Here is a 20,180-nt window from a genome sequence, read left to right on the forward strand (position 1 = left end):
TAGAAACAGTAACCCGGAATAGGTTCACTTTTTTATTAGCGGGGAACCCTTTAATTTTGATTATCTTACCACAATCTAATTCTTCTTGACTCCATTCTAATAATTCAATACGTTTAGATTTTGCTTGACCAAATGTATCATCAACTAACCGATTATCTTTTAAAGGGCAATAATAAATTTTGTCTAAGCTATCAATATATAGCATTAAACTGTGTACCGCATACCATGTATCCATCAAAACAGTATCAAATGGTAAAAGCTTATGATACACAAGGCTTTTGAGCATGTCTTTCACATGGTCTATCTTGGTTTTGCCATCGACATCAGGATTAAAAATTCGATAATCTATGACCCAAAATCTTTGAAGTGTAGGGTTGACATACACGCAGCTAACTACACCAATGCCTTTAAGGACACCATGCTCATTACCACTATATTGTCTTCTGGCTATTTCTATTTCTTCAGAATACCTTTTATCTAAAACGCTATCATCAAATATTATGTAACCATTGTCATCAGGCTCAACTACCTCTTTCACATTATCCCATAGTAAACGAGGTGTTAACTTTTCTCTTTTCAAATAATAGTTAATTGTATCATGGCTAATACTCTCTAAATGCTCTGCCAAATTGGTAATGGTATAATTAATTTGGCTACTAAGTAGATACTGGCAATAATCTAATTTAGTAAACTTCATATTCAAAAGTATTCCTTACAGTAGCCTGAGCAGCAGCCCAAAAGTTTGGTGTGAAAAGGAACAGTTTACATTTGTACTCTAGTTCATTTCATGTGCATTTTTATAGTACTAGAGTACTATTTGTTAGCGATCGCATTGTGCCAGTTGCGTAAGTCCTGAAATTAACACTGGACTTTTGACTTACAATGATCTCGTTAAAAAATCAAATCATTTTGATCACTGGTGCAAGTAGTGGTATTGGTACTGCTTGTGCGAGAATCTTCGCTGGTGCGGGTGCAAAACTAATCTTGGCGGCACGACGGTTAGAACGTTTGCAGCAGCTAGCAGATACTCTCAGTAAAGATTTTAGTACTGAATTTCATTTATTGGAGCTAGATGTGCGCGATCGCAGCGCTGTTGAATCTGCTATTTCGACTCTACCCCCCGCCTGGGCTGACATCGACATTCTGATTAATAATGCTGGTCTAAGTCGTGGTTTAAACAAGTTGCACGAAGGCAGTTTTCAAGACTGGGAAGACATGATTGATACTAACGTTAAGGGTTTACTTTACCTTTCGCGTTATGTCGTTCCGGGAATGGTGAGTCGCGATCGCGGTCATGTGGTAAATTTAGGTTCCATTGCCGGACATCAAACCTATCCCGGTGGCAATGTCTACTGTGCGACTAAAGCTGCTGTCAGGGCAATTTCTGAAGGTTTAAAACAAGACTTGTTGGGAACGCGGGTACGTGTAACTTCCGTTGACCCTGGTATGGTAGAAACGGAATTTAGCGAGGTGCGCTTTCACGGAGATAGTGAACGCGCTAACAAAGTCTACCAAGGAGTTACACCCCTGACAGCAGATGATGTGGCTGATGTGATATTTTTCTGTGTAACGCGATCGCCCCATGTCAATATTAATGAAGTTGTGCTGATGCCTGTTGACCAAGCTAGCGCTACCCTAGTTAACCGACGAACAGAAAAGTAAGCCATCACTAAGAAAATTAATTTTTTAACACTCTCAGGGCTGTTGAAAATTTGACTACATTCTTTTTCAACAAAAGCTGTGGGATTCTTGGGTTAAACTTACCCTTTCTAGAAAAGCCTACTTAACAGGGCTATTTCATTGTCATCTAGTCCCGCCTGAGAATCAGGGCTATTTCATTCTCATCTAGTCCGCCTCAGAATGAATTCTGAGTCTAATAGCGAAAGTCGTCTAAAGACGACTAAGAAAAGGTTATAGTCCGTTTTAACGGTATTAGCCCTGAACTTCAGTTCTGGGCGTTTTCTGTCTAGAACAAAATAGCCCTGGCCTATTCAAGGTCTTACCCCCATTGCAGAAAAATATTTCTAAGTCATAAGACTCACTATTAAAGTCAATATTGCCAATCCTCCTAAAATAGCTAAAACTTGAGTAGTTTTGTTACTTTTAGCGAGAATTTCTGAGTAAGATAGTTGATGATTCTGAATTAGTAATATGGAATGGGGATTAAATAGAAAAGGGAATAAACGATTCAAAAGTAAGCGCCCAAAGAAGTTAAGACTCCATAATTGCTTCTGTAGAGGATCTTGATTATATTGCCAAGGATAACTAATTTGGACTAAGCGAATTAAGGCTTTAATATCTGGTTGGCGTAAGCTTTCATAGCGAGGAAGTGCTTGAGAGAGATTATCTTGAGTTGCTGCCAAAATTTCATGGATTTCATAGATATCTTCTAAGGCAGAATTAACGCCTTGTCCAATGTCGGGAGGAAAACAATGAGCCGCATCTCCCAATAAAATTACTGCTGTTCCTTGGTTCTCTTCAGGTTTTCCCCAAATTTGATACAACCCTGAACAATATTGAGGAATAGGAAATTTACCGCCGTCACTAGATGCAAATCTGGCTATTTCTTCAGGAGAAATAATTTTTTCTAGGGGAAGCTGAGGAAATGCTTGTGTGAGGAATTGTTTAACTTCTTCTTGGGTTTCTAATTGCCAGATTTGATGATCTGGGTAGGTAATAATATTCGCCGTTCTTGGTTTATCAGGATTTTTAAAGGGTAATAACCCCAGAGAAATTGCTTTTTTACGCCCTTTAAAAGTAGACCTAATGCTGTAAGCCATTGTAGTTTCTGCTAAATCTTCTTCTGACTCTGATAACGGAAATTGAGGAGGTAAAGTGAGAACTTTGTATTTTAAACCGGAACTAGCAGAAGGGAATTTTTGCATTTCAAAGGAATGTGATTGACCTTCCATTTGATGAAGAGTTTGACGCACAATAGAGGTGAAGCCATCACAACCTACAAGCAGAGTAGGAATAAAGCTCAATTTTTCTTGATATTGAGATTGGGTAATAACTTCTAAATGCTCTATATGTTGTTTAATTTCTACACAATCAGTATTAAATAAGACCTGAATCGAATCTTGCCAATGTTGATGAATTTCTTGGTAAAGTAACTCCACAAAAGATGCTCTTGGCAGCCAGTAGGCAGTCTTGCGTTTAGAATCAGCGATGGGTAGTTTTGTTGTTTTGCGTGTACCGTCTTTTTGAATGAGAGTCCAATAAAATTCAGTACTAGGAACACTCAAATCAGCTAATTTGGGAGTTAGTTCTAACAAATCAGTTAATTTTTGCCCTCGACCATCAATTTGATAACTAAAAGATTTATCTGGTTCGTAATAATCTGCTGATGGTCTTTTTTCAATAATTGTAATATCTTTCCAGCCTCTTTTCGCTAACATTAAAGCTGTGGCTAACCCCGCCGGACCTCCTCCGATAATGACAACATTTTTCTTGTAGGAATTATTCATTAGACCTCTAGGAAAAAAGTTTTGTGGTTATTATTAATCCGTGATGCTTAATTAACCCCCAACATGAACGCCAGGACGCCTGTGGGGATTCTTTTCAGCTCGACGGAGTACTTCACGAGTGACTACAGCAATATCACCCTCCCCAAACAAGATAAAACGCAGTAAGTATTGTATGGGGTTGCCTTCAACCCAGCCGAAGTAGACATGGGGAATCTTACCTGTTTGATCACGAATATAGAGCAGTAAAGCTGCGATCGCATTAGGTACTGCTGCACTTTCAGCCCGGAGAATGCGATAATCACCAACTTGCACCGCTTTTACTTTAATCACATCCGCAAACTCCGAAGCATCTGATACATGAATCTCTAGAAATAGAATTGGATCGTTGGCTGGAATATGGTTATCCTCGCGTACCTCTTTCTCTTTTAAAAAATACTCTAGGACATCGCCCTTATTCAATCGATTGGCAATTAGCCGTATTGCTCCCTGGCTCTCTTCTGCTATGAATTGGCCAGCAAGTTCGTCAACTTCGATCCGTTCTGTTCGCAATTCTGTTGAACGCCAAACACGAGAAACCAGCGAGGTAAAAATGATCGCACCGATGAAGAACCCAGCGATTTTAATGCCTTCTGGTCTTTCGATGATATTAACAACAGTGGTATATAAAAATAACAGTGTGATAATGCCAAAAATGAATTTTGCCCGCTTCTCTCGACGACGGTGGGCTGATAAGGTTACGGCAAAAGCGGCTGAGGTGATCAACACAAGCACACCAGTTGCGTAAGCCCCACCTTGAGCTTCCACATTTGCCCGAAAGATAATTGTGACAACAAAAGCGATCGCTGTATAGACTAAAACTAAAGGTCGTGTTGTTCGTGCCCAATTGGGTGCCATGCCATAGCGTGGTAGGTAGCGGGGTACGATATTCAGTAGCCCTGCCATTGCAGATGCACCTGCAAACCACAAAATGAAAATAGTACTTAAATCGTAAATTGTGCCAAAGCCATTGCCTAGATACAGATGTGCTAAATAAGCAAGGGCTCGTCCGTTAGCTTTGCCTCTAGATGCAAATTCTGCGGCTGGAATCAGTAGAGTAGTTATAAAGCTGGTGGTGAGCAAAAAGAAGCTCATAATCACAGCAGCACTGGTGAGCAGCTTACGTGTATTCCGAATCCGCCCTTTGGGATGCTCTTGAGTGTCACTGCTGCTACCTTTGACCAGGGGCATAACGGTTACACCAGTCTCAAAGCCTGACAATCCCAGCGCTAGCTTGGGGAATATCAAAAGAGATATGCCGACTAGCATCAAAGGGTTGGAATCGCGTGCAAAAAGTGCAGTCTCCCAGTTAGCGATCGCTGCCGGGTGAGTTAAAATCTGATACAGACCGACGCTAACGACAATGAAGTTTAACAGCAGATAAACTCCCACGAAAACTACTGCAATCCCAATCGCTTCTCGGAAACCTCTCAAGAAAACTGCGCCTAGTAATGCGACTAATTCTAGGGTGATCGCGAGCGTCTGACCGTGAACCCACATTGGAACCAGGGGATTTTCGATGATATGGGCTGTAGCATCAGCAGCTGACAAAGTAATAGTAATAATAAAGTCGGTTGCCACAAAGCCAAGTAAGCACAGCACAAGTAATTTACCTTGCCACCAGGGGAGCAAACGCTCTAACATTGCGATCGACCCTTCCCCTTGAGAGCTTTCGGCAGCAACGCGCCGATAAATTGGCAATGCGCCAAAGAGTGTCAGCAAAACCAGAATCAGGGTAGCCAAAGGCGAAAGAGCGCCAGCCGCCAGTGCTGCAATCCCAGGTTGATAGCCAAGAGTTGAGAAATAATCTACACCAGTCAAGCACATCACCTCCCACCAAGAATGTTGGCGATGTGGTTGTTCCTTGCGGTAAGGCCCTTCCTTATTGCGTCCGTCTTCTTCAAGCAACCACTGGATTAACCGGCTGCCGAGCTGTTTTGTGGAAAAATTTGATTTAGCCATCAAATAGGGTTGTGTTGCAAAAGTTGGCTTTGTGGTTTATTAAAATTTTCAACTACAAAGGTATAGCACTATTATTGTATGTTAAGCATCCTGTCCAATTTACAAAATATGTAGCTGCCCCTAGTCGTCCACCAGAATAACTTTGCTGAGTAAACCAAGTTTTAAACCCAACCTACGCAGTCTAAGGTTTTTAGGTCTAACACCAAGCGTATTGGAAGAAGTTAAAAAGGTTTGGTACAGCCTCACAAAGAAATGGTATCAGGACTTAGGCAAACAATAGCTGATACCATTTCACACAAACCCTGATACATATAGATTTCTCCTAGGGGCACAGCAATGCTCATTAGTGTCAACTTAAGCCTTGGCGAATAGAATTCGCGGCTACACAAACGAAGTCCGCCTGCGCGGACTAAGGGTCAAATCAAGGTTTCTTAACCCACGGAGGTGGGTTAAGCCTCGTGTAGACAAGCCAGTGCGTTGGGGAGCCAGCGCTGTGGGCGGGTTTCCCGACTTGAGGCGACTGGCGTCCGGCTTTGCCGACTTGTTCGCGCAGCGTCTCCCAGGGGGAGAAGCAACTGGCGTGCGGTTTCTAACCGCCCTTTTAAACTTATCTGTTGGCTGACACGCCCGCCTGGAACTAAAGTTCTTTGGCTTTTAGCTAAAGTCTACTAAAGTAGACTAAAGATTTTTCAGATTATTTAGTCATCTTGAGATGACTTTCGCTAAAAGCCAAGGAACTTCAGTTCCTTGCGGGACATGGCTTTTACGTTAAGTTGACACCTATGAGCTTTTTCTGTGCCCCTACCAACGCATAGTGAGGGCTGCCGCCTCAAGACTTGCGGCAGAGGCGCAATGAGGAGCATTTCTAGTCAGAGGCTAGAAACGAGGTTTTAAAGGAGTTTTGGCTGAAGTTGACACCAATGTACCCTGTGGTCAGTCTTCGTCTAGATGAATTGCCCGCGCATGTAGTTTTGCGTAAGTTTTACTACTAAACGTTCAATATCAATGGTTCAACAAGGAAAATGCCAGATTGCAATTTATTAAAGATAAACAGAAGAGTAAACGTCAATACAGACTTTTTATTCTGCTTTGATAATTAGAGATGATACTTATGGCATAAATCTTCTGATAGAGAGACGATAACAAGCTGAAATTGTATTCTGTTAACAATGTCATTTTAAGGAAAATGCTTGTTAGAAAAAGTGATTTTATCTCAATTTAAGTTAAGAGAATTACTCAATATTATTACCAACAAAAACAGAATGGAGTAAATAGATGAAGTTTGTCGTCAGACGTCGCAAATTGGGTCAATTGATGATCGTCACCACAGTAGCGGCTACGATTAGTAATTTTGTAGGAAAAGCTGTAGGACAAACTCAAGTAAAAAAAACTACTCCAATGTTGGGAACTTCGACACCGGAAACGATGAAAGTGACGCTGCAAGTGAACGGAACAGCACATAGTTTGCAGATTGAACCGCGTGTGACTTTACTTGATGCACTTCGGGAATATATTGGGCTAATTGGGACTAAAAAAGGTTGCGATCACGGTCAATGCGGTGCTTGCACGGTGCTGGTTGATGGACATCGGATTAATTCCTGCTTGACATTTGCGATTATGCACACCGACGCCGCGATCGCAACTATTGAAGGGCTGGAGCAAGGAAACAATTTACACCCGATGCAAGCCGCGTTTCTGGCACACGATGCGTTTCAGTGCGGCTACTGCACACCCGGACAGATTTGTTCGGCGGTGGGTTTGGTGAACGAGGGACACGCTAAATCCGATGCTGACATTCGGGAACTGATGAGCGGGAATATCTGCCGTTGTGGTGCTTATCCAAATATCGTGGCTGCTGTCCGCGATGTCTTAGAGGGGAAAAAAGATGCAGCCGTTTAGCTATCAGAAAATCGGACAAGTGGATAATGCCGTAGCGTTGGTAACTCCAGAGGTGGAAGCGGCTTACTTGGCAGGGGGTACAAGCTTAATTGATTTGATGAAGCTGAATGTACAGACGCCAAAAGAGTTGGTAGATATCAACCCCCTACCGCTAACCAAGATAGAAATGCAGGGTAACGGTGTGCGGATTGGAGCAATGGCACGTAATAGCGACGTTGCATATAATGCCCTAATTCAAGAGCGTTATCCGGTGCTATCGGAGGCTTTGCTATCTGGGGCATCACCGCAACTGCGAAACATGGCGACAGTCGGCGGAAATTTGCTGCAACGCACCCGTTGTTACTACTTCCGTGATCCAGCCTTCCCCTGTAATAAGCGCGTTCCCGGTTCAGGTTGTCCGGCAATCGAGGGCTATAACCGCATTCACGCAATTTTCGGCGGTAGCGATCGCTGTATAGCCACCCATCCTTCCGATATGGCGGTGGCAATGATCGCACTTGATGCAGTTGTGCAAACACGCGGACCCAAAGGAGAGCGGAGTATTCCGCTTGCAGATTTTCATCTCCTACCGGGCGATACACCCGAAAGAGAGACAGTTTTAGAACACGGAGAGTTAATTGTTGGCGTTGATTTACCGGGTTCAACCTTTGCGAAGCGATCGCATTATTTAAAAGTCCGCGATCGCGCCTCCTATGCTTTTGCCATGACATCGGTTGCGGCAGCATTAGATATTCAAAATGGGATCATTCGCTCCGCACGTATTGCTCTTGGTGGGGTGGGAACAAAACCCTGGCGTGCCTACGAAGCGGAAAAAGCCCTTTTGAACCAGCCCGCAAATCAGGCAACATTTCAAGCAGCAGCGATCGCGGCGATCGCCGGAGCTAAACCTCAAAAATACAACGGCTTTAAGGTGGAACTGACTAAACGCACAATTGTGAAGGCGCTGGCAACCGTGGGAGGGATGGCATGAATACAGGGGATAAAAATACAGTTGTCGGCAAACCGCTAAATCGAGTTGATGGACACCTGAAGGTAACTGGTGGCGCCCGCTATTCAGCTGAATTTCCGGTTGCCAAGCTTACCTATGGAGTGACAATTCAAAGCACGATCGCCAAAGGGAAGATTGCCCAAATTGATACAAAGGCGGCGGAACAAGTACCGGGTGTATTAGCAGTAATTACCCACCTGAATGCACCCAAGGCATCGGGCGAAAAGGGCGGCGGTCACAAGGTGCAAGTCCTGCAAGATAACATTGTGCTGTATAGCGGTCAGCATATTGGTGTCGTGGTTGCCGATACCTTTGAACGAGCTATGTACGCAGCCTCACTGGTGCAAGTTCGCTATGACGAAGAGAAACCGACGATTAATATGCGGGACAACCTCGCTAAGGCATACTTACCTAAAGGTAAAATGCCTGGAGAAGAGCCGCCCGATTTAGCTCACGGCAATGTCAACCAGGGACTAGCGGCGGCTGCTGTCCGCGTCGAGCAAACCTATACTACACCAATCGAAAATCACAATCCAATGGAGCCTCATGCCACAACAGCAGTTTGGCAAGGCGATGAACTGCTGCTGTATGACGCAACTCAGGGAATCTTTTCCACTCAAGAAAAAGTTGCCGGGGTATTAGGAATTGAGCCAAAGAAAGTCCGCATTATGTCTTACTTTGTGGGCGGTGGCTTTGGCTGCAAAGGATCGGCTTGGTCGCATGTGCCAATAGCTGCGATCGCAGCCCGGCAGGTTAATCGCCCAGTGAAATTAGTTTTGGGACGCATACAGATGTATGGGCCTGTGGGCTTCCGACCAGAGACAATTCAACAGGTTTCTTTAGGTGCAACCCGCGACGGCAAATTAACCGCTCTGCGACACGCCGGCACATCGCAGACTTCAACTTTCGATGAATTTATTGAACCTGTTGGTAAAAGCGCCCGGATGCTCTACGCTTGTCCAAATATCGAAACTAGCCACCATCTGGTTCAACTTGATCAAGGAACACCAACCTTTATGCGGGCGCCAGGCGAAGCTTCAGGGTCTTTCGCCTTAGAATCGGCAATGGACGAACTCGCTTATGCGCTGAATATCGATCCGGTGGAACTGCGTCTGCGTAACTATGCTGATGTCGATCCCAGTAAAGGAATACCTTGGTCGAGCAAGTCACTTAAAGAGTGTTACAGATTAGGCGCAGAAAAGTTTGGCTGGCAAAAGCGCAATCCTCAGCCCCGTTCGATGCGTGATGGCAATTATTTGCTCGGTTGGGGTATGGCGACAGCTACTTATCCTACCAACCGTTCTCCAGCATCGGCGATCGCTCAGATTATGGCAGACGGTACAGCCGTTGTGCAGAGCGGTTCGCAAGATATTGGCACAGGAACTTATACTGTAATGACTCAAGTCGCGGCTGAGGCACTCGGTCTCCCAGTTAACAAAGTCCGCTTTGAACTAGGTGATACTAAGATGCCAAAAACCCCCGTTTCCGGTGGTTCGCAAACTGCCGCTAGTGTGAGTTCGGCGGTGCATTTAGCCGGAAATCAAGCTCGGAGTCAGCTTTTGCAACTAGCACTTGCCGATCAAAAATCGCCGCTTTATAGTTCAAAGGCTGAAGATGTGATTGCCGAAGATGGCAGCTTTTTCTTAAAAAATAAATCGTCCGCAAGCGAAACTTATCAGGCAATCTTGGCACGGCATGGAATGAAAATGATCGAAGCGCGTGCAGATGCCAAGCCTGGAGAGGAAAAAAAGAAGTTTTCAATGCACGCATTTGGATCGCAATTTGCCGAAGTCCGCGTTAACCCGGATTCCGGCGAAGTGCGAGTAACGCGCTGGGTGGGAACTTTTGGTGTGGGACGCATACTCAATGCTAAAACAGCCAACAGTCAGCTGATTGGGGGGATTGTCTATGGTATTGGCATGGCGTTAATGGAACACACAGTAACAGACCCTCATCGGGGGCGTGTTGTCAATGCCGATTTAGCTGAATATCACGTACCAGTGAATGCAGACGTTCCCCCGATTGAGGTGTTCTTTGTTGATGAACACGATCCATATATCAACCCGCTTGGTGTCAAAGGAATTGGCGAAATTGGGATTACTGGAACTGCGGCGGCGATCGCTAACGCAGTTTATCATGCCACAGGTAAGCGCGTCCGTGATTTGCCAATTACATTAGACAAGCTGCTGTAGATCAGACCTCTTGCATAAATCAAAAATAAGAAAGAACCCCACCCCGTCAAAGCTACGCTTTAACTCCCCTCCCCGCCGGCGGGGAGGGGTTGGGGGTGGGGTTCTTTTATTATGGATAATTTGGCGGACATGATATTAGGAATTATTTTAACTAGCGATCGCAACTAGCTTTTTCCGAGAAGGACGCTTGCGATCTGATTTTTTCTTCAGTCCCACAGCCTGAGCTTGATCGCTATCTGAACCATATTGCCCGCGCACAACTTCTTTCATCGCTAATACACTATTATGATATTCCCATTCTGCTAATCGGGCACCATCAGCAGCAGCACGGTATAAAGTTAGTTTCTCGGTTTCAGTTTGTTGAGAAATCAACATCACCTGATAAACTTCCTGTAACTTTGCAGCTGAAGCATCAGCACGAGTCGTGTTATAGTTGCTGACGGTTTGCAAACCATGCAATGAGCTAATATCTTGACTAATGGTTTGAGGGCGCAAACGGCGGTTTGTATCTTGGATAGTCATAAATGTATCTACCAATATAGTGTATACATTTAATGTACCCATTGTCACTAAAAATCTATCAGTAAGAGAAAGTTTTAAATTGGGCAAGTTTAAACAAAAGGTAAGCATTGTGAATGCATCGGCTTGCATTGCCAATGCATCGGCTTGCATTGCCAATGCATCGGCTTGCATTGCCAATGCATCGGCTTGCATTGCCAATGCATCGGCTTGCATTGCCAATGCATCGGCTTGCATTGCCAATGCATCGGCTTGCATTGTCAAGGCATCTTACGAAGTAAGTTTTAAAACACACCTTAGTTAGAGTCTTTGTACTAGATTATCGTGGTACTATACGGCTCATTCCTCTAGTTTGGTTTGTAATTTGTAATTTTAACTTGGCATCTTCAGCATTAGTGGTCAAACTCAACTGTGCGATCGCGCTTGTTTTTTATTCGACGTTGCAAAATATAGCTTTACTTAAGGAGAGCATTAATTATGTCCAACTTCAAAATACTTTCTACTGGTATAGTAGCGATCGCTTTATCTCTGGCGAGTGGTTGCACACCAACTACTCCCAAAGACCAGAATACATCTGAAGCTCCACCTGCGACAACTCTACCTGTACAAGCAACTGAGAGTCCATCCGCAACAGTATCACCAACTGCATCAAGGCAAAATACCCTCAGTTCTTCAGACAAACAGTTTATCAAGGAAGCCGCCCAAGGTGGTTTAGCAGAAGTTCAACTAGGACAACTGGCATCAAAACGTGCAGTTAGTAGGGTGGTAAAAGAGTTTGGACAGCACATGGTTCAAGACCATACCCCAGTGAATAATCAACTCAAACAGTTGGCGACTCAAAAAGGTGTGACGCTGCCAACTACTATCGGCACTCAAAATCAGCAAGTGAAGCAACGCTTATCCCAACTTTCTGGTGCTAAATTTGATCGCGAATATATGAATCAGATGCTTAAAGATCATCAAAAGGATGTCTCTGCATTTGAGAAGGAAGCTCAACAAGGACAAGATACCGATGTGAAAGCATTTGCGGCTCAAGCCCTACCAACCCTCAAAGAACACTTGCGAGAGGCTAGTTCTATTGTTAATCCTGGAACTCGAACCAGCACCCCAACTCCAATTAGAACTAGCACTCCAACTCCAACTAATACTCCAACTCCAACTAGCACCCCAACTCCAACTAGTACCCCAACTCCAACCACTACCCCGTAAGGCAATACGCTTGGGTTAAAACTCAATCCCCCCTTAAAAAGGGGGACTAAGGGGGATCTCCAATAACTATATTGACCAAGAGGCAAGGGAGCAGGGAGCAGGGAGCAGGGGAGAAAGAACAGAAAGGGATTCGACCCCACCTGAACGAGAGCCACTTAGTAGAAGTGGGGGACTCAGATCCCTGTTCCCCCCTTCATTACACGGCAGTTCTTGCAGGGGTCATTCCCCCCCTGCAAGAACTGCCCCCTGCCTCTTCGTTGACCATTTCTCGTTCCCATGCAGAGCATGGGAATGGCTGATTAGAGGCTCTGCCTCCAGTCAAAATTGAGTCAGAGCCTCAATGAATGCATTCCCAGTCTCCGACTGGGAACGAGTCAAGCCTCATAAAGCTAGGTTTTTACGACTTGTGTGTATACCGTAGCCCAAGGCGGGGGAGACGCCCACCCCACAAGAAATTGTTGAGTATTTTTTTATTTGGAAGTCCATTAACGAACCACGATGTCTGAATTGTTTAAAGGAAAATTTTAAGGAACCACGATGTCTAAATTGTTTAAAGGAGAATTTTCTCGTCGTCAGATTTTGACTACTGCTGGATTAGGAGCAATTTCAGCCGCAGCAATTGGTAGTATGGGCGAAGAGGTTGCTGCCCAAGAGCCAACTCAACAAGCCACCCCACGCGGAGGCGCCTTACCGCCTCAGATTGAGTTTCCGCCGATCTCGGCATCAACGGAAGTTGAAACAGGGGGGCCACCAACTGCATTACCCCCAGAGCGACGTTTGGGGTTTGCGATCGTGGGACTGGGCAGATTGGCATTAGAAGAAATCATGCCAGCATTTGCAGAATCTAAACTAGCCAAGCCAACTGCATTAGTTAGTGGCGATGCTGCCAAAGCCAATCAAGTTGCACAGCAATATGGCATCAAACCGCAGAACGTTTATAACTATCAGAATTACGACAATCTCCGCAACAATCCCGACGTTGATGTAATATATATTGTATTGCCCAATAGTATGCACCGGGAATATACGGTGCGTGGTGCGAAAGCTGGTAAACATATTTTGTGTGAGAAGCCAATGGCAACCACAGTGGAAGATTGTCAACAGATGATCGACGCATGCAAAAGCGCCAATCGGAAGCTGATGATTGCTTATCGCTGCCAATATGAGCCGCACCATCGCGCCATGATTGAGATCATCCGCAGCAAAGAATTGGGAGCGATCAAGGTGATTCAGGCAGACAACGGCCAAAACCAAGGCGGTGATTTAAACCAGTGGCGATTGAAACGCGCGTTAGCTGGAGGTGGCTGTTTACCGGATGTCGGAATTTACTGCTTAAATGCAACTCGCTATTTGACAGGAGAGGAACCGATCGCAATTAGCGCCCAAATCTTCAGCACTCCTGGCGATCCGCGCTTCAAAGAAGTAGAAGAAAGTGCTACCTTCCAGCTGCGCTTTCCCAGTGGGATACTAGCGATTTGTTCCACCAGCTACGGTTTTCACGAAGGGCGGCGGTTTCGCGTCTTCGGCTCTGATGCTTGGGCGCAACTCGATCCGGCGTTCTCTTACAATGGTTTGCGGATGATGATTTCACGCAAATCGCCCACCAACAAGATGGCAGAAAACACTAGTGAAGTGCGGATGGGTGAGAAGAACCAGTTCGCTTTAGAAATTGATCACATGGCAGATTGTGTGATTCAAAATAAGCAACCCCATACCCCTGGTGAAGAAGGTTTGCAAGACCAAAAACTGCTCGCGTTGATTTACGAAGCCGCACAAACAGGTAAAACGATCGCTCTACCTCGGATGTCAGGATTGGATGTCACTCGTGGCCCCGCTCCCAGAACGCTGAAGTAAATAGCTGCATACCGCATCATGACAAACTCTGCTTGGAGTCCGCTCCGTAACTCTTTGTTTCGCGATCGCTGGATTGCCTCAATTGTCTCCAACATTGGGGGTTGGATGGAGGACACGGCGGGAGCTTGGCTAATGACTTCTCTCACCACCTCTCCCCTGTTGGTGGCACTCATGCAAACAGCCGCAACTTTGCCGGTGCTGCTGTTAGGACTACCAGCCGGAGCAACGGCAGATATTTTTGATCGCCGTCGGTTACTGCTATTTTGGCAAGTCTGGATGCTGGTTGCTGCACTCATATTGAGTGGATTGATTTTTGCTGGTACGATTACACCGTGGTCACTGCTAGCGCTGACGTTTTTGCTCAACTTAGGAGCGGCAATGAATGGCCCAGCTTGGCAAGCAATTGTACCAGAACTAGTACCGCGATCGGAACTGATGGCAGCCATTGCTTTAAATAGTGCTGGGTTTAACATTGCACGAGCCGTTGGGCCGGCGATCGCTGGCTTGATTTTGGTAGCAGCAAATGCCGGAGTCGTCTTTTTAATTGATGCCCTCTCCTTTCTGGCGGTGATTTTCATCCTTTACCGTTGGCAGCGCAAACCGCTTTACCAAAGCGCCCTACCCGCAGAGCGAGTATTAGGTTCTATACGGGCTGGTATTCGCTACGTCCGCTTTTCTCCCGCTCTCCAAGCCGTGTTAATTCGAGCGGCTGTTTTAACCAGTTGCACGAGTGCTTTGTTGGCGTTGCTGCCTTTGGTGGCACAGCAGGATTTGCGACAGGGAGCAGGTGGATATGGTTTACTACTCGGTAGCTTTGGATTGGGGGCGATTGTCGGGGCGATTTTGATGCCACGAGTGCGGCAACATCTCACAATTGATGGAGTTGTGATTGCAGGAACTCTTGTGTTTGCGATCGCTACATTAATTCTGGCATTCATTCACAATGTACCTTTGGTGTTGCTGGCTTTGCTGGCGGCTGGGATTGCCTGGACAACTATGACATCCAGCTTGAATATCACAGTCCAGCTTGCTGTTCCGGCTTGGGTGCAGGCGCGGGCGCTGGGAACCTATCAAATGGTATTTCAAGGAGGTTCAGCAATTGGCAGTATTGTTTGGGGTGCAGCAGCAGAACATTGGGGAACGCCGAGTGCCTTATTTGTTGCTGCGATTGGTTTAGTGGGGGGAACGTTCACAGCGCGGCGTTACCACTTGCTGTCAGGAAAACTTGATTTAGCTCCAGCATTAGGACGAGCGGAACCTCTGGTAGTAATTGAATTGCAACCAGAACAAGGCCCGGTTTTAGTCACACTTGAATATTGTATTGACCCAGATCAAGCAGAGGAATTCATTGAGGCAATTAATGCCCTGCGAGTGGTGCGGTTACGAGATGGTGCAATTCGCTGGGGCATCTTTCATGATACATCTCAGCCGAATCGCTACTTAGAGACATTTATCGTCGAGTCTTGGGTGGATCATTTACGTCAGTATGAACGGTTTACAGTGACAGATCGAGAGATTCGTCAAAAGGTTTTTGCCTTTCATCAAGGCAATGAACCCCCGGTTATTTCTCACATGATTTATGCTCACTAATCTCAAGAAGCACGAACTGAGAAAAGACTTCTGATGAAATGCGATCGCACTCTTGTTGCCTAATGTCCAACAGTGAAGCTAAACCTTTGGAGTTGTCATCTCAAATAATTTCCCAATCTTTGTATACTCAACTGGCCCTCCTAAGCGCGTAATCGGCTGCATCCTTACAGTATCAACTAACCCCAAATCTTGGCGGTATAGGTCTTCACGCACATGAAATCGTAAAACTCGACCCAATACCATCACATTATTGCTTCCTTGGACTGGAACTATTTGTGTGACTTTACACTCCATTGCCACAGGTGAGCTTTCAATCCGCAGGGGCTTGACATCTGTAGCAGGAATAGCTTTTAAGTTTGCTTTTTCAAACTCGTTAACTCCATAGGGAAATTCCGTTGCTGTTTGAACCATTGCATGAGATAGTGTTTCATCCACCACATGACACACAAATTCATCAACTTCATGAATATTGCGTAATGTGTCTTTTTCTTTTGGCTCACGTCTATGGTATGCAACTGAGAACATAATGGTTGGTGGAAAACCTGCGACTGCATTGAAAAACGAATACGGGGCGAGATTGGGAATTCCAGAGGCACTAATTGTAGACACCCATGCAATTGGGCGAGGAGCAACGATGCTTGTCAAAAGATGATAAGGAGCAGGGTCTTTCATTTCCTGCGGCACAAAAGATAACATAAAATTCTGTAATCTTGCGGGTGGTTGAGAGTATTCACTGTCAGTTACGGAAAATCAGTATTCCGTGCTAACTCTAATGATAGATAAATGGCTCAAGTTGACAACTATCCTGTGGGGCATGATTTCAGGGGTATTTTCGCTTATCTTGAGTAGTACAACACCGCGTTCGTTGTCAGTCGAATGCATAGACTGTAATTGTTAACGGGCGGCAAATCAAAGGAGTGTTTGACACTAGCAGCGATGCACAATGGCACAGTCTGGGACTGTCTGCTCAAGCTAACAAACTCCTAGAAACAGAAAAATAAGCAATCAAATGAACGAATTACAAGCAATTTTAGAAGGCTTTGAGTCAAGTCAAAATAGTGGTGAAATCACTTTCCTTGCGACTGTAGTCAAAACTCAAGGTTCAACCTATCGCCGACCGGGTGCTAAAATGTTGATGACAAATACAGGTCGAATGATCGGCACAATCAGCGCTGGTTGTTTGGAAAACGACGTATTTGAGCATACTCAACAACGAATGTCAGACGGCGAACCAATTGTTGTTACTTACGATAACACCGCCTCTGAAGATATCCTTTGGGGCTTTGGTTTGGGGTGCAATGGGATAGTGCAAGTTCTGATCGAACGTCTTAAGAGAGAAAATACACCGAATGCGATCGCTTTTACACAAGAATGCTTTTATAAAAAACATTTGGGTATTATTGCTACAGTCTTTGCTTTTGAAGGCGCAGTAAACGTTAAACTTGGGTCACGCTTACTGCTGTATCCAAATGGTAAAATTATCACTGACATCAAAGATCCAAATTTAATTCCCTCTCTGATTGCAGATACTCAAGCAGCTTTGGCTAATCAAAAGTCAAGCGTAAGCAACTATCAGTTACCTTTAGGCAGTGTGGAAGTTTTCATTGAAGTTATCCAACCACCCACGCCTTTAGTAATATTTGGTGCAGGTTATGACGCTGTACCTGTAGCAAAGTTTGCTGAAGCATTAGGTTGGGACGTTACTGTAGTCGATTGTCGAGCTAATGAGGCAACTAAAGCACGATTTCCTGCTTCTTGTGATGTGATTCTTAGTCGGCGAGAAATTGTAGATAAACAGGTATTTATAGATGAGTACACAGTTGCTGTGGTGATGACGCATAATTACCTTGACGACCTGGAAATTTTGAAAATGTTGCTGCCATTTCCTGTACGCTACATCGGGGTTTTAGGCCCAAAGCTGCGTACTGAAAGATTCCTGGAAGATTTACACCTGCAAGGAATAGTTTATACTACTGAACAATTAAAAAGATTGCATGGGCCGATTGGGATTGACATCGGCGCAGATACACCCGAAGGAATAGCGATCGCAATTATTGCAGAAATTCAAGCAGTGCTAACAAATCGCAGTGGGAGTTTTTTAAGAAATCGCCATCAACCAATTCATCAATCTTATGAAACCATACAGCAGTTTTCATGTATTTAAACCACATCTGTTGTCGGGGCACAGCAATGCTGTGCCCCTGCTTACCACCTAGTTTTTATGGTATTTAACACTGAGGAAATAGACAATCAAAAATCAACCATAGCGATTATGATTCTTGCTGCTGGTGCATCGACTCGTATGGGTACACCTAAACAACTATTGCTTTACCAAGGACGTAGTTTTTTGCAATCGATTACAGAAATGGCGATCGCTTCAGTTTGTCAACCTGTGGTAGTAGTACTTGGAGCAAATGCAGAACAGATTCATCCTCAAATTAAGCAACTTACCGTTAAAGTAGTTAATAACTTGGATTGGGCTTGGGGAATGAGTTCTTCAATCAAGAGCGGTATTGAATTGTTAAATAATCTTCCTGAAAAAATCGAAGCTGTAGTTATTACACTTTGCGACCAGCCATTTGTTTCTCATCAAATTATTAATCAACTTGTTGATGCATATTATTCGACGAAAAAACCGATTATTGCTTGTGAATATGCGGGTACATTAGGTGTACCCGCTCTATTTAGTCAGAGATTTTTTTCAGAACTGGCTGCGTTGAAAGAAACTTCAGGAGCAAAAAGAGTTATTAATAATAACCTCAATGAAGTATTTTCCATGCCGTTTTCACTAGGGGATATCGATATTGATACACCAAAGGATTACGAACAATTGCTATTAATTACCAAAGCGGCTTCTGGAGGATAGTAAATAAAGAAGAATTATTCTCTTGTTTAATTTTGAGCAATACCTTCTTCACGCGCTGCACGTTGCACAGCAGCAGCAACAGTAGTGGCGACACGCACATCAAAGACTGAAGGAATAATATGTTCCCGATTCAAGTCTGAAGGCTTGACTAAGGAGGCGATCGCACTTGCGGCTTCCAGACACATGCCGGTGGTAATTGTCTGTGCGCGACAATCTAAAGCCCCACGGAATACCCCAGGAAAAGCGAGGACGTTATTGATTTGATTCGGGTAGTCACTGCGACCGGTAGCGATCACAGCCACATCTTCACTGATTAATTCTGGCTGAATCTCTGGAATCGGATTTGCCATTGCAAACACAATTGGGTCTTTCGCCATCGAATGTACCATTTCTGGTGTCAAAACTCCCGGTGCGCTGACACCAATAAACACATCTGCTCCTGGCATTGCACCCGCTAACGTTCCCTGAGCTTTCACAGCAAATTCAAGTTTTTCTGCTGTCAAGTCGGTGCGACTAGTAGAGATAATCCCTTTAGAGTCGCACATCCAGATTTTTTCTGCGCCAGCTTTTTTCAGTAAGCGAGCGATCGCCACTCCCGCCGCCCCAGCACCGTTAATCACGATCTGAATTTGGGCCATTGACTTATTTACCAGCTTCAAGGCGTTAAACAACGCCGCCAAGGTGACAATTGCTGTACCGTGCTGGTCATCGTGAAATATGGGAATATCTAACTCTTGGCGCAATCTTTTTTCAATTTCAAAGCAGCGAGGTGCAGCAATATCCTCTAAATTCACGCCCCCAAACACCGGAGCGATATTCTTAACTGTTTGGATAATCTCTTCTGTATCTTGGGTGGCTAGACAGATGGGAAAAGCATCCAGCCCCGCAAATTCCTTGAACAGCATTGCTTTGCCTTCCATGACTGGTAGGGCGGCTGCTGGGCCGAGATTTCCCAATCCCAAAACGGCACTACCATCGGTAACAATGGCAACAGTGTTTTGTTTGATGGTTAACTTGTAAACTTCCTCTGGATCTTGAGCGATCGCTGTACAAATTCGACCGACTCCGGGCGTGTAAGCCATTGCTAAATCAGACACACTCTTCAGGGGAATTCGGCTGACAATGCTAATTTTGCCGCCGCGATGTAAATTAAAGGTGCGATCGTAGACACTGAGTAACTTCACATCTGGCAATGCTTTGACTGCTTGCACAATGGTTTCAGCGTGTTCGGTACTAGCAGCATCAACGGTAATATCGCGGGTGGACTCTTTGCGGGTTTGGTCAATTAAATCAATTTCACCGAGATTACCACCACTAGTTGCGATCGCCTGGGTTATCGATGCCAGCATCCCTACGCGATTGGGAATCTGCAAGCGCAGCGTCAAACTAAAACTAGAATTCGGAGTCAGGTTTGCCATGTTGATTTGAGATTTTAAGTATTAGATTTTATATTGAATTGAGACGAAAACTAAAATCTGAGATTTATAGTCAGTGGAAACACAATGAATCTAAACTCTTGTGATCACCATCAGTAGTGAGTTTAGTGACATACTCCCCGCGCCGCCTCTTCGAGGACGGCGGGGGCTTCTCAGTGACTC

At 44.9% G+C, this 20,180-nt stretch carries 16 protein-coding genes; 10 read left to right on the forward strand and 6 right to left on the reverse strand.

The annotated features are described in order from the left end of the window. Positions 1-697 (reverse strand): transposase (locus HWQ38_RS18480; RefSeq protein WP_292796168.1); only part of this gene is annotated, 697 nt, incomplete at its 3' end. 185 nt (positions 698-882) lie between these two features. On the opposite strand from HWQ38_RS18480, the gene HWQ38_RS18485 reads away from it, so the two are divergent. After that, entirely contained in the window at positions 883-1,662 is a 780-nt protein-coding gene (locus HWQ38_RS18485; RefSeq protein WP_292796171.1) for an SDR family oxidoreductase, read from the forward strand. Between the two features lie 362 nt (positions 1,663-2,024). On the opposite strand, the gene HWQ38_RS18490 is transcribed toward HWQ38_RS18485, so the two are convergent. Together HWQ38_RS18490 and HWQ38_RS18495 are read right to left on the reverse strand one after the other, a co-directional pair. Beyond that, the gene (locus HWQ38_RS18490) at positions 2,025-3,467 is read right to left on the reverse strand and encodes an NAD(P)/FAD-dependent oxidoreductase (protein WP_292796173.1); all 1,443 of its coding nucleotides are present in this window, start codon (positions 3,465-3,467) and stop codon (positions 2,025-2,027) included. A 51-nt stretch (positions 3,468-3,518) separates the two neighbouring features. Further along, the gene (locus HWQ38_RS18495) at positions 3,519-5,465 is read right to left on the reverse strand and encodes an amino acid transporter (protein ID WP_292796175.1); all 1,947 of its coding nucleotides are present in this window, start codon (positions 5,463-5,465) and stop codon (positions 3,519-3,521) included. A 361-nt stretch (positions 5,466-5,826) separates the two neighbouring features. On the opposite strand from HWQ38_RS18495, the gene HWQ38_RS18500 reads away from it, so the two are divergent. From HWQ38_RS18500 to HWQ38_RS18515, 4 genes are all read left to right on the forward strand, one after another. Next, complete coding sequence (locus HWQ38_RS18500; protein ID WP_292796178.1) at positions 5,827-6,087, forward strand: hypothetical protein; 261 nt, start codon at positions 5,827-5,829, stop codon at positions 6,085-6,087. Between the two features lie 653 nt (positions 6,088-6,740). Continuing rightward, entirely contained in the window at positions 6,741-7,364 is a 624-nt protein-coding gene (locus HWQ38_RS18505; protein ID WP_292796180.1) for a 2Fe-2S iron-sulfur cluster-binding protein, read from the forward strand. Continuing rightward, positions 7,351-8,334 carry a xanthine dehydrogenase family protein subunit M gene (locus HWQ38_RS18510; protein WP_292796183.1) on the forward strand — a complete coding sequence of 328 codons (984 nt, stop codon included), beginning with the start codon at positions 7,351-7,353 and terminating at the stop codon, positions 8,332-8,334. The genes HWQ38_RS18505 and HWQ38_RS18510 overlap by 14 nt, the downstream gene beginning before the upstream one ends. After that, a complete protein-coding gene (locus tag HWQ38_RS18515) occupies positions 8,331-10,544 on the forward strand; it encodes a xanthine dehydrogenase family protein molybdopterin-binding subunit (RefSeq protein ID WP_292796186.1) in 2,214 nt (737 codons plus the stop codon). The genes HWQ38_RS18510 and HWQ38_RS18515 overlap by 4 nt, the downstream gene beginning before the upstream one ends. 147 nt (positions 10,545-10,691) lie before the next feature. Here HWQ38_RS18515 and HWQ38_RS18520 read toward each other — a convergent pair whose 3' ends face one another. Next, the gene (locus HWQ38_RS18520; RefSeq protein WP_292796209.1) at positions 10,692-11,066 is read right to left on the reverse strand and encodes a hypothetical protein; all 375 of its coding nucleotides are present in this window, start codon (positions 11,064-11,066) and stop codon (positions 10,692-10,694) included. Positions 11,067-11,540: 474 nt separating this feature from the next. Here HWQ38_RS18520 and HWQ38_RS18525 point away from each other — a divergent pair, with 474 nt between their 5' ends. The 3 genes from HWQ38_RS18525 (at position 11,541) to HWQ38_RS18535 (ending at position 15,716) form a co-directional block, all read left to right on the forward strand. After that, a complete protein-coding gene (locus tag HWQ38_RS18525; protein ID WP_292796189.1) occupies positions 11,541-12,272 on the forward strand; it encodes a DUF4142 domain-containing protein in 732 nt (243 codons plus the stop codon). A 537-nt stretch (positions 12,273-12,809) separates the two neighbouring features. Then, positions 12,810-14,126, forward strand: a complete 1,317-nt coding sequence (locus tag HWQ38_RS18530; protein WP_292796192.1) for a Gfo/Idh/MocA family oxidoreductase — start codon at positions 12,810-12,812, stop codon at positions 14,124-14,126. 18 nt (positions 14,127-14,144) lie between these two features. Then, positions 14,145-15,716, forward strand: coding sequence for an MFS transporter (locus HWQ38_RS18535; RefSeq protein ID WP_292796195.1), 1,572 nt, complete (start codon positions 14,145-14,147; stop codon positions 15,714-15,716). Positions 15,717-15,794: 78 nt separating this feature from the next. Here HWQ38_RS18535 and HWQ38_RS18540 read toward each other — a convergent pair whose 3' ends face one another. Then, positions 15,795-16,412: a flavin reductase family protein gene (locus HWQ38_RS18540; protein ID WP_292796198.1), complete on the reverse strand. Its 618-nt coding sequence runs from the start codon at positions 16,410-16,412 to the stop codon at positions 15,795-15,797. Between the two features lie 313 nt (positions 16,413-16,725). Between HWQ38_RS18540 and HWQ38_RS18545 the strand changes: the two genes are divergently transcribed. Together HWQ38_RS18545 and HWQ38_RS18550 are read left to right on the forward strand one after the other, a co-directional pair. Then, a complete protein-coding gene (locus tag HWQ38_RS18545) occupies positions 16,726-17,880 on the forward strand; it encodes an XdhC family protein (RefSeq protein WP_292796201.1) in 1,155 nt (384 codons plus the stop codon). Positions 17,881-17,937: 57 nt separating this feature from the next. Then, positions 17,938-18,582: a nucleotidyltransferase family protein gene (locus HWQ38_RS18550; RefSeq protein ID WP_292796203.1), complete on the forward strand. Its 645-nt coding sequence runs from the start codon at positions 17,938-17,940 to the stop codon at positions 18,580-18,582. A gap of 26 nt (positions 18,583-18,608) precedes the next feature. On the opposite strand, the gene HWQ38_RS18555 is transcribed toward HWQ38_RS18550, so the two are convergent. Then, positions 18,609-20,000 carry a malic enzyme-like NAD(P)-binding protein gene (locus tag HWQ38_RS18555; protein WP_292796206.1) on the reverse strand — a complete coding sequence of 464 codons (1,392 nt, stop codon included), beginning with the start codon at positions 19,998-20,000 and terminating at the stop codon, positions 18,609-18,611. Between the last annotated feature and the right edge of the window lie 180 nt (positions 20,001-20,180).

It is taken from the genome of Nostoc sp. NMS7 (assembly GCF_017115085.1).
Taxonomy (GTDB): Bacteria; Cyanobacteriota; Cyanobacteriia; order Cyanobacteriales; family Nostocaceae; genus Nostoc.

Excerpts from the sequence above, each read along its gene's own strand:
- HWQ38_RS18485 (WP_292796171.1), top strand. The coding sequence starts at position 883 with ATGATCTCGTTAAAAAATCAAATCATTTTGATCACTGGTGCAAGTAGT.
- HWQ38_RS18490 (WP_292796173.1), bottom strand. The coding sequence starts at position 3,467 with ATGAATAATTCCTACAAGAAAAATGTTGTCATTATCGGAGGAGGTCCG.
- HWQ38_RS18495 (WP_292796175.1), bottom strand. The coding sequence starts at position 5,465 with ATGGCTAAATCAAATTTTTCCACAAAACAGCTCGGCAGCCGGTTAATC.
- HWQ38_RS18505 (WP_292796180.1), top strand. The coding sequence starts at position 6,741 with ATGAAGTTTGTCGTCAGACGTCGCAAATTGGGTCAATTGATGATCGTC.
- HWQ38_RS18510 (WP_292796183.1), top strand. The coding sequence starts at position 7,351 with ATGCAGCCGTTTAGCTATCAGAAAATCGGACAAGTGGATAATGCCGTA.
- HWQ38_RS18515 (WP_292796186.1), top strand. The coding sequence starts at position 8,331 with ATGAATACAGGGGATAAAAATACAGTTGTCGGCAAACCGCTAAATCGA.
- HWQ38_RS18520 (WP_292796209.1), bottom strand. The coding sequence starts at position 11,066 with ATGACTATCCAAGATACAAACCGCCGTTTGCGCCCTCAAACCATTAGT.
- HWQ38_RS18525 (WP_292796189.1), top strand. The coding sequence starts at position 11,541 with ATGTCCAACTTCAAAATACTTTCTACTGGTATAGTAGCGATCGCTTTA.
- HWQ38_RS18530 (WP_292796192.1), top strand. The coding sequence starts at position 12,810 with ATGTCTAAATTGTTTAAAGGAGAATTTTCTCGTCGTCAGATTTTGACT.
- HWQ38_RS18535 (WP_292796195.1), top strand. The coding sequence starts at position 14,145 with ATGACAAACTCTGCTTGGAGTCCGCTCCGTAACTCTTTGTTTCGCGAT.
- HWQ38_RS18540 (WP_292796198.1), bottom strand. The coding sequence starts at position 16,412 with ATGTTATCTTTTGTGCCGCAGGAAATGAAAGACCCTGCTCCTTATCAT.
- HWQ38_RS18545 (WP_292796201.1), top strand. The coding sequence starts at position 16,726 with ATGAACGAATTACAAGCAATTTTAGAAGGCTTTGAGTCAAGTCAAAAT.
- HWQ38_RS18550 (WP_292796203.1), top strand. The coding sequence starts at position 17,938 with ATGGTATTTAACACTGAGGAAATAGACAATCAAAAATCAACCATAGCG.
- HWQ38_RS18555 (WP_292796206.1), bottom strand. The coding sequence starts at position 20,000 with ATGGCAAACCTGACTCCGAATTCTAGTTTTAGTTTGACGCTGCGCTTG.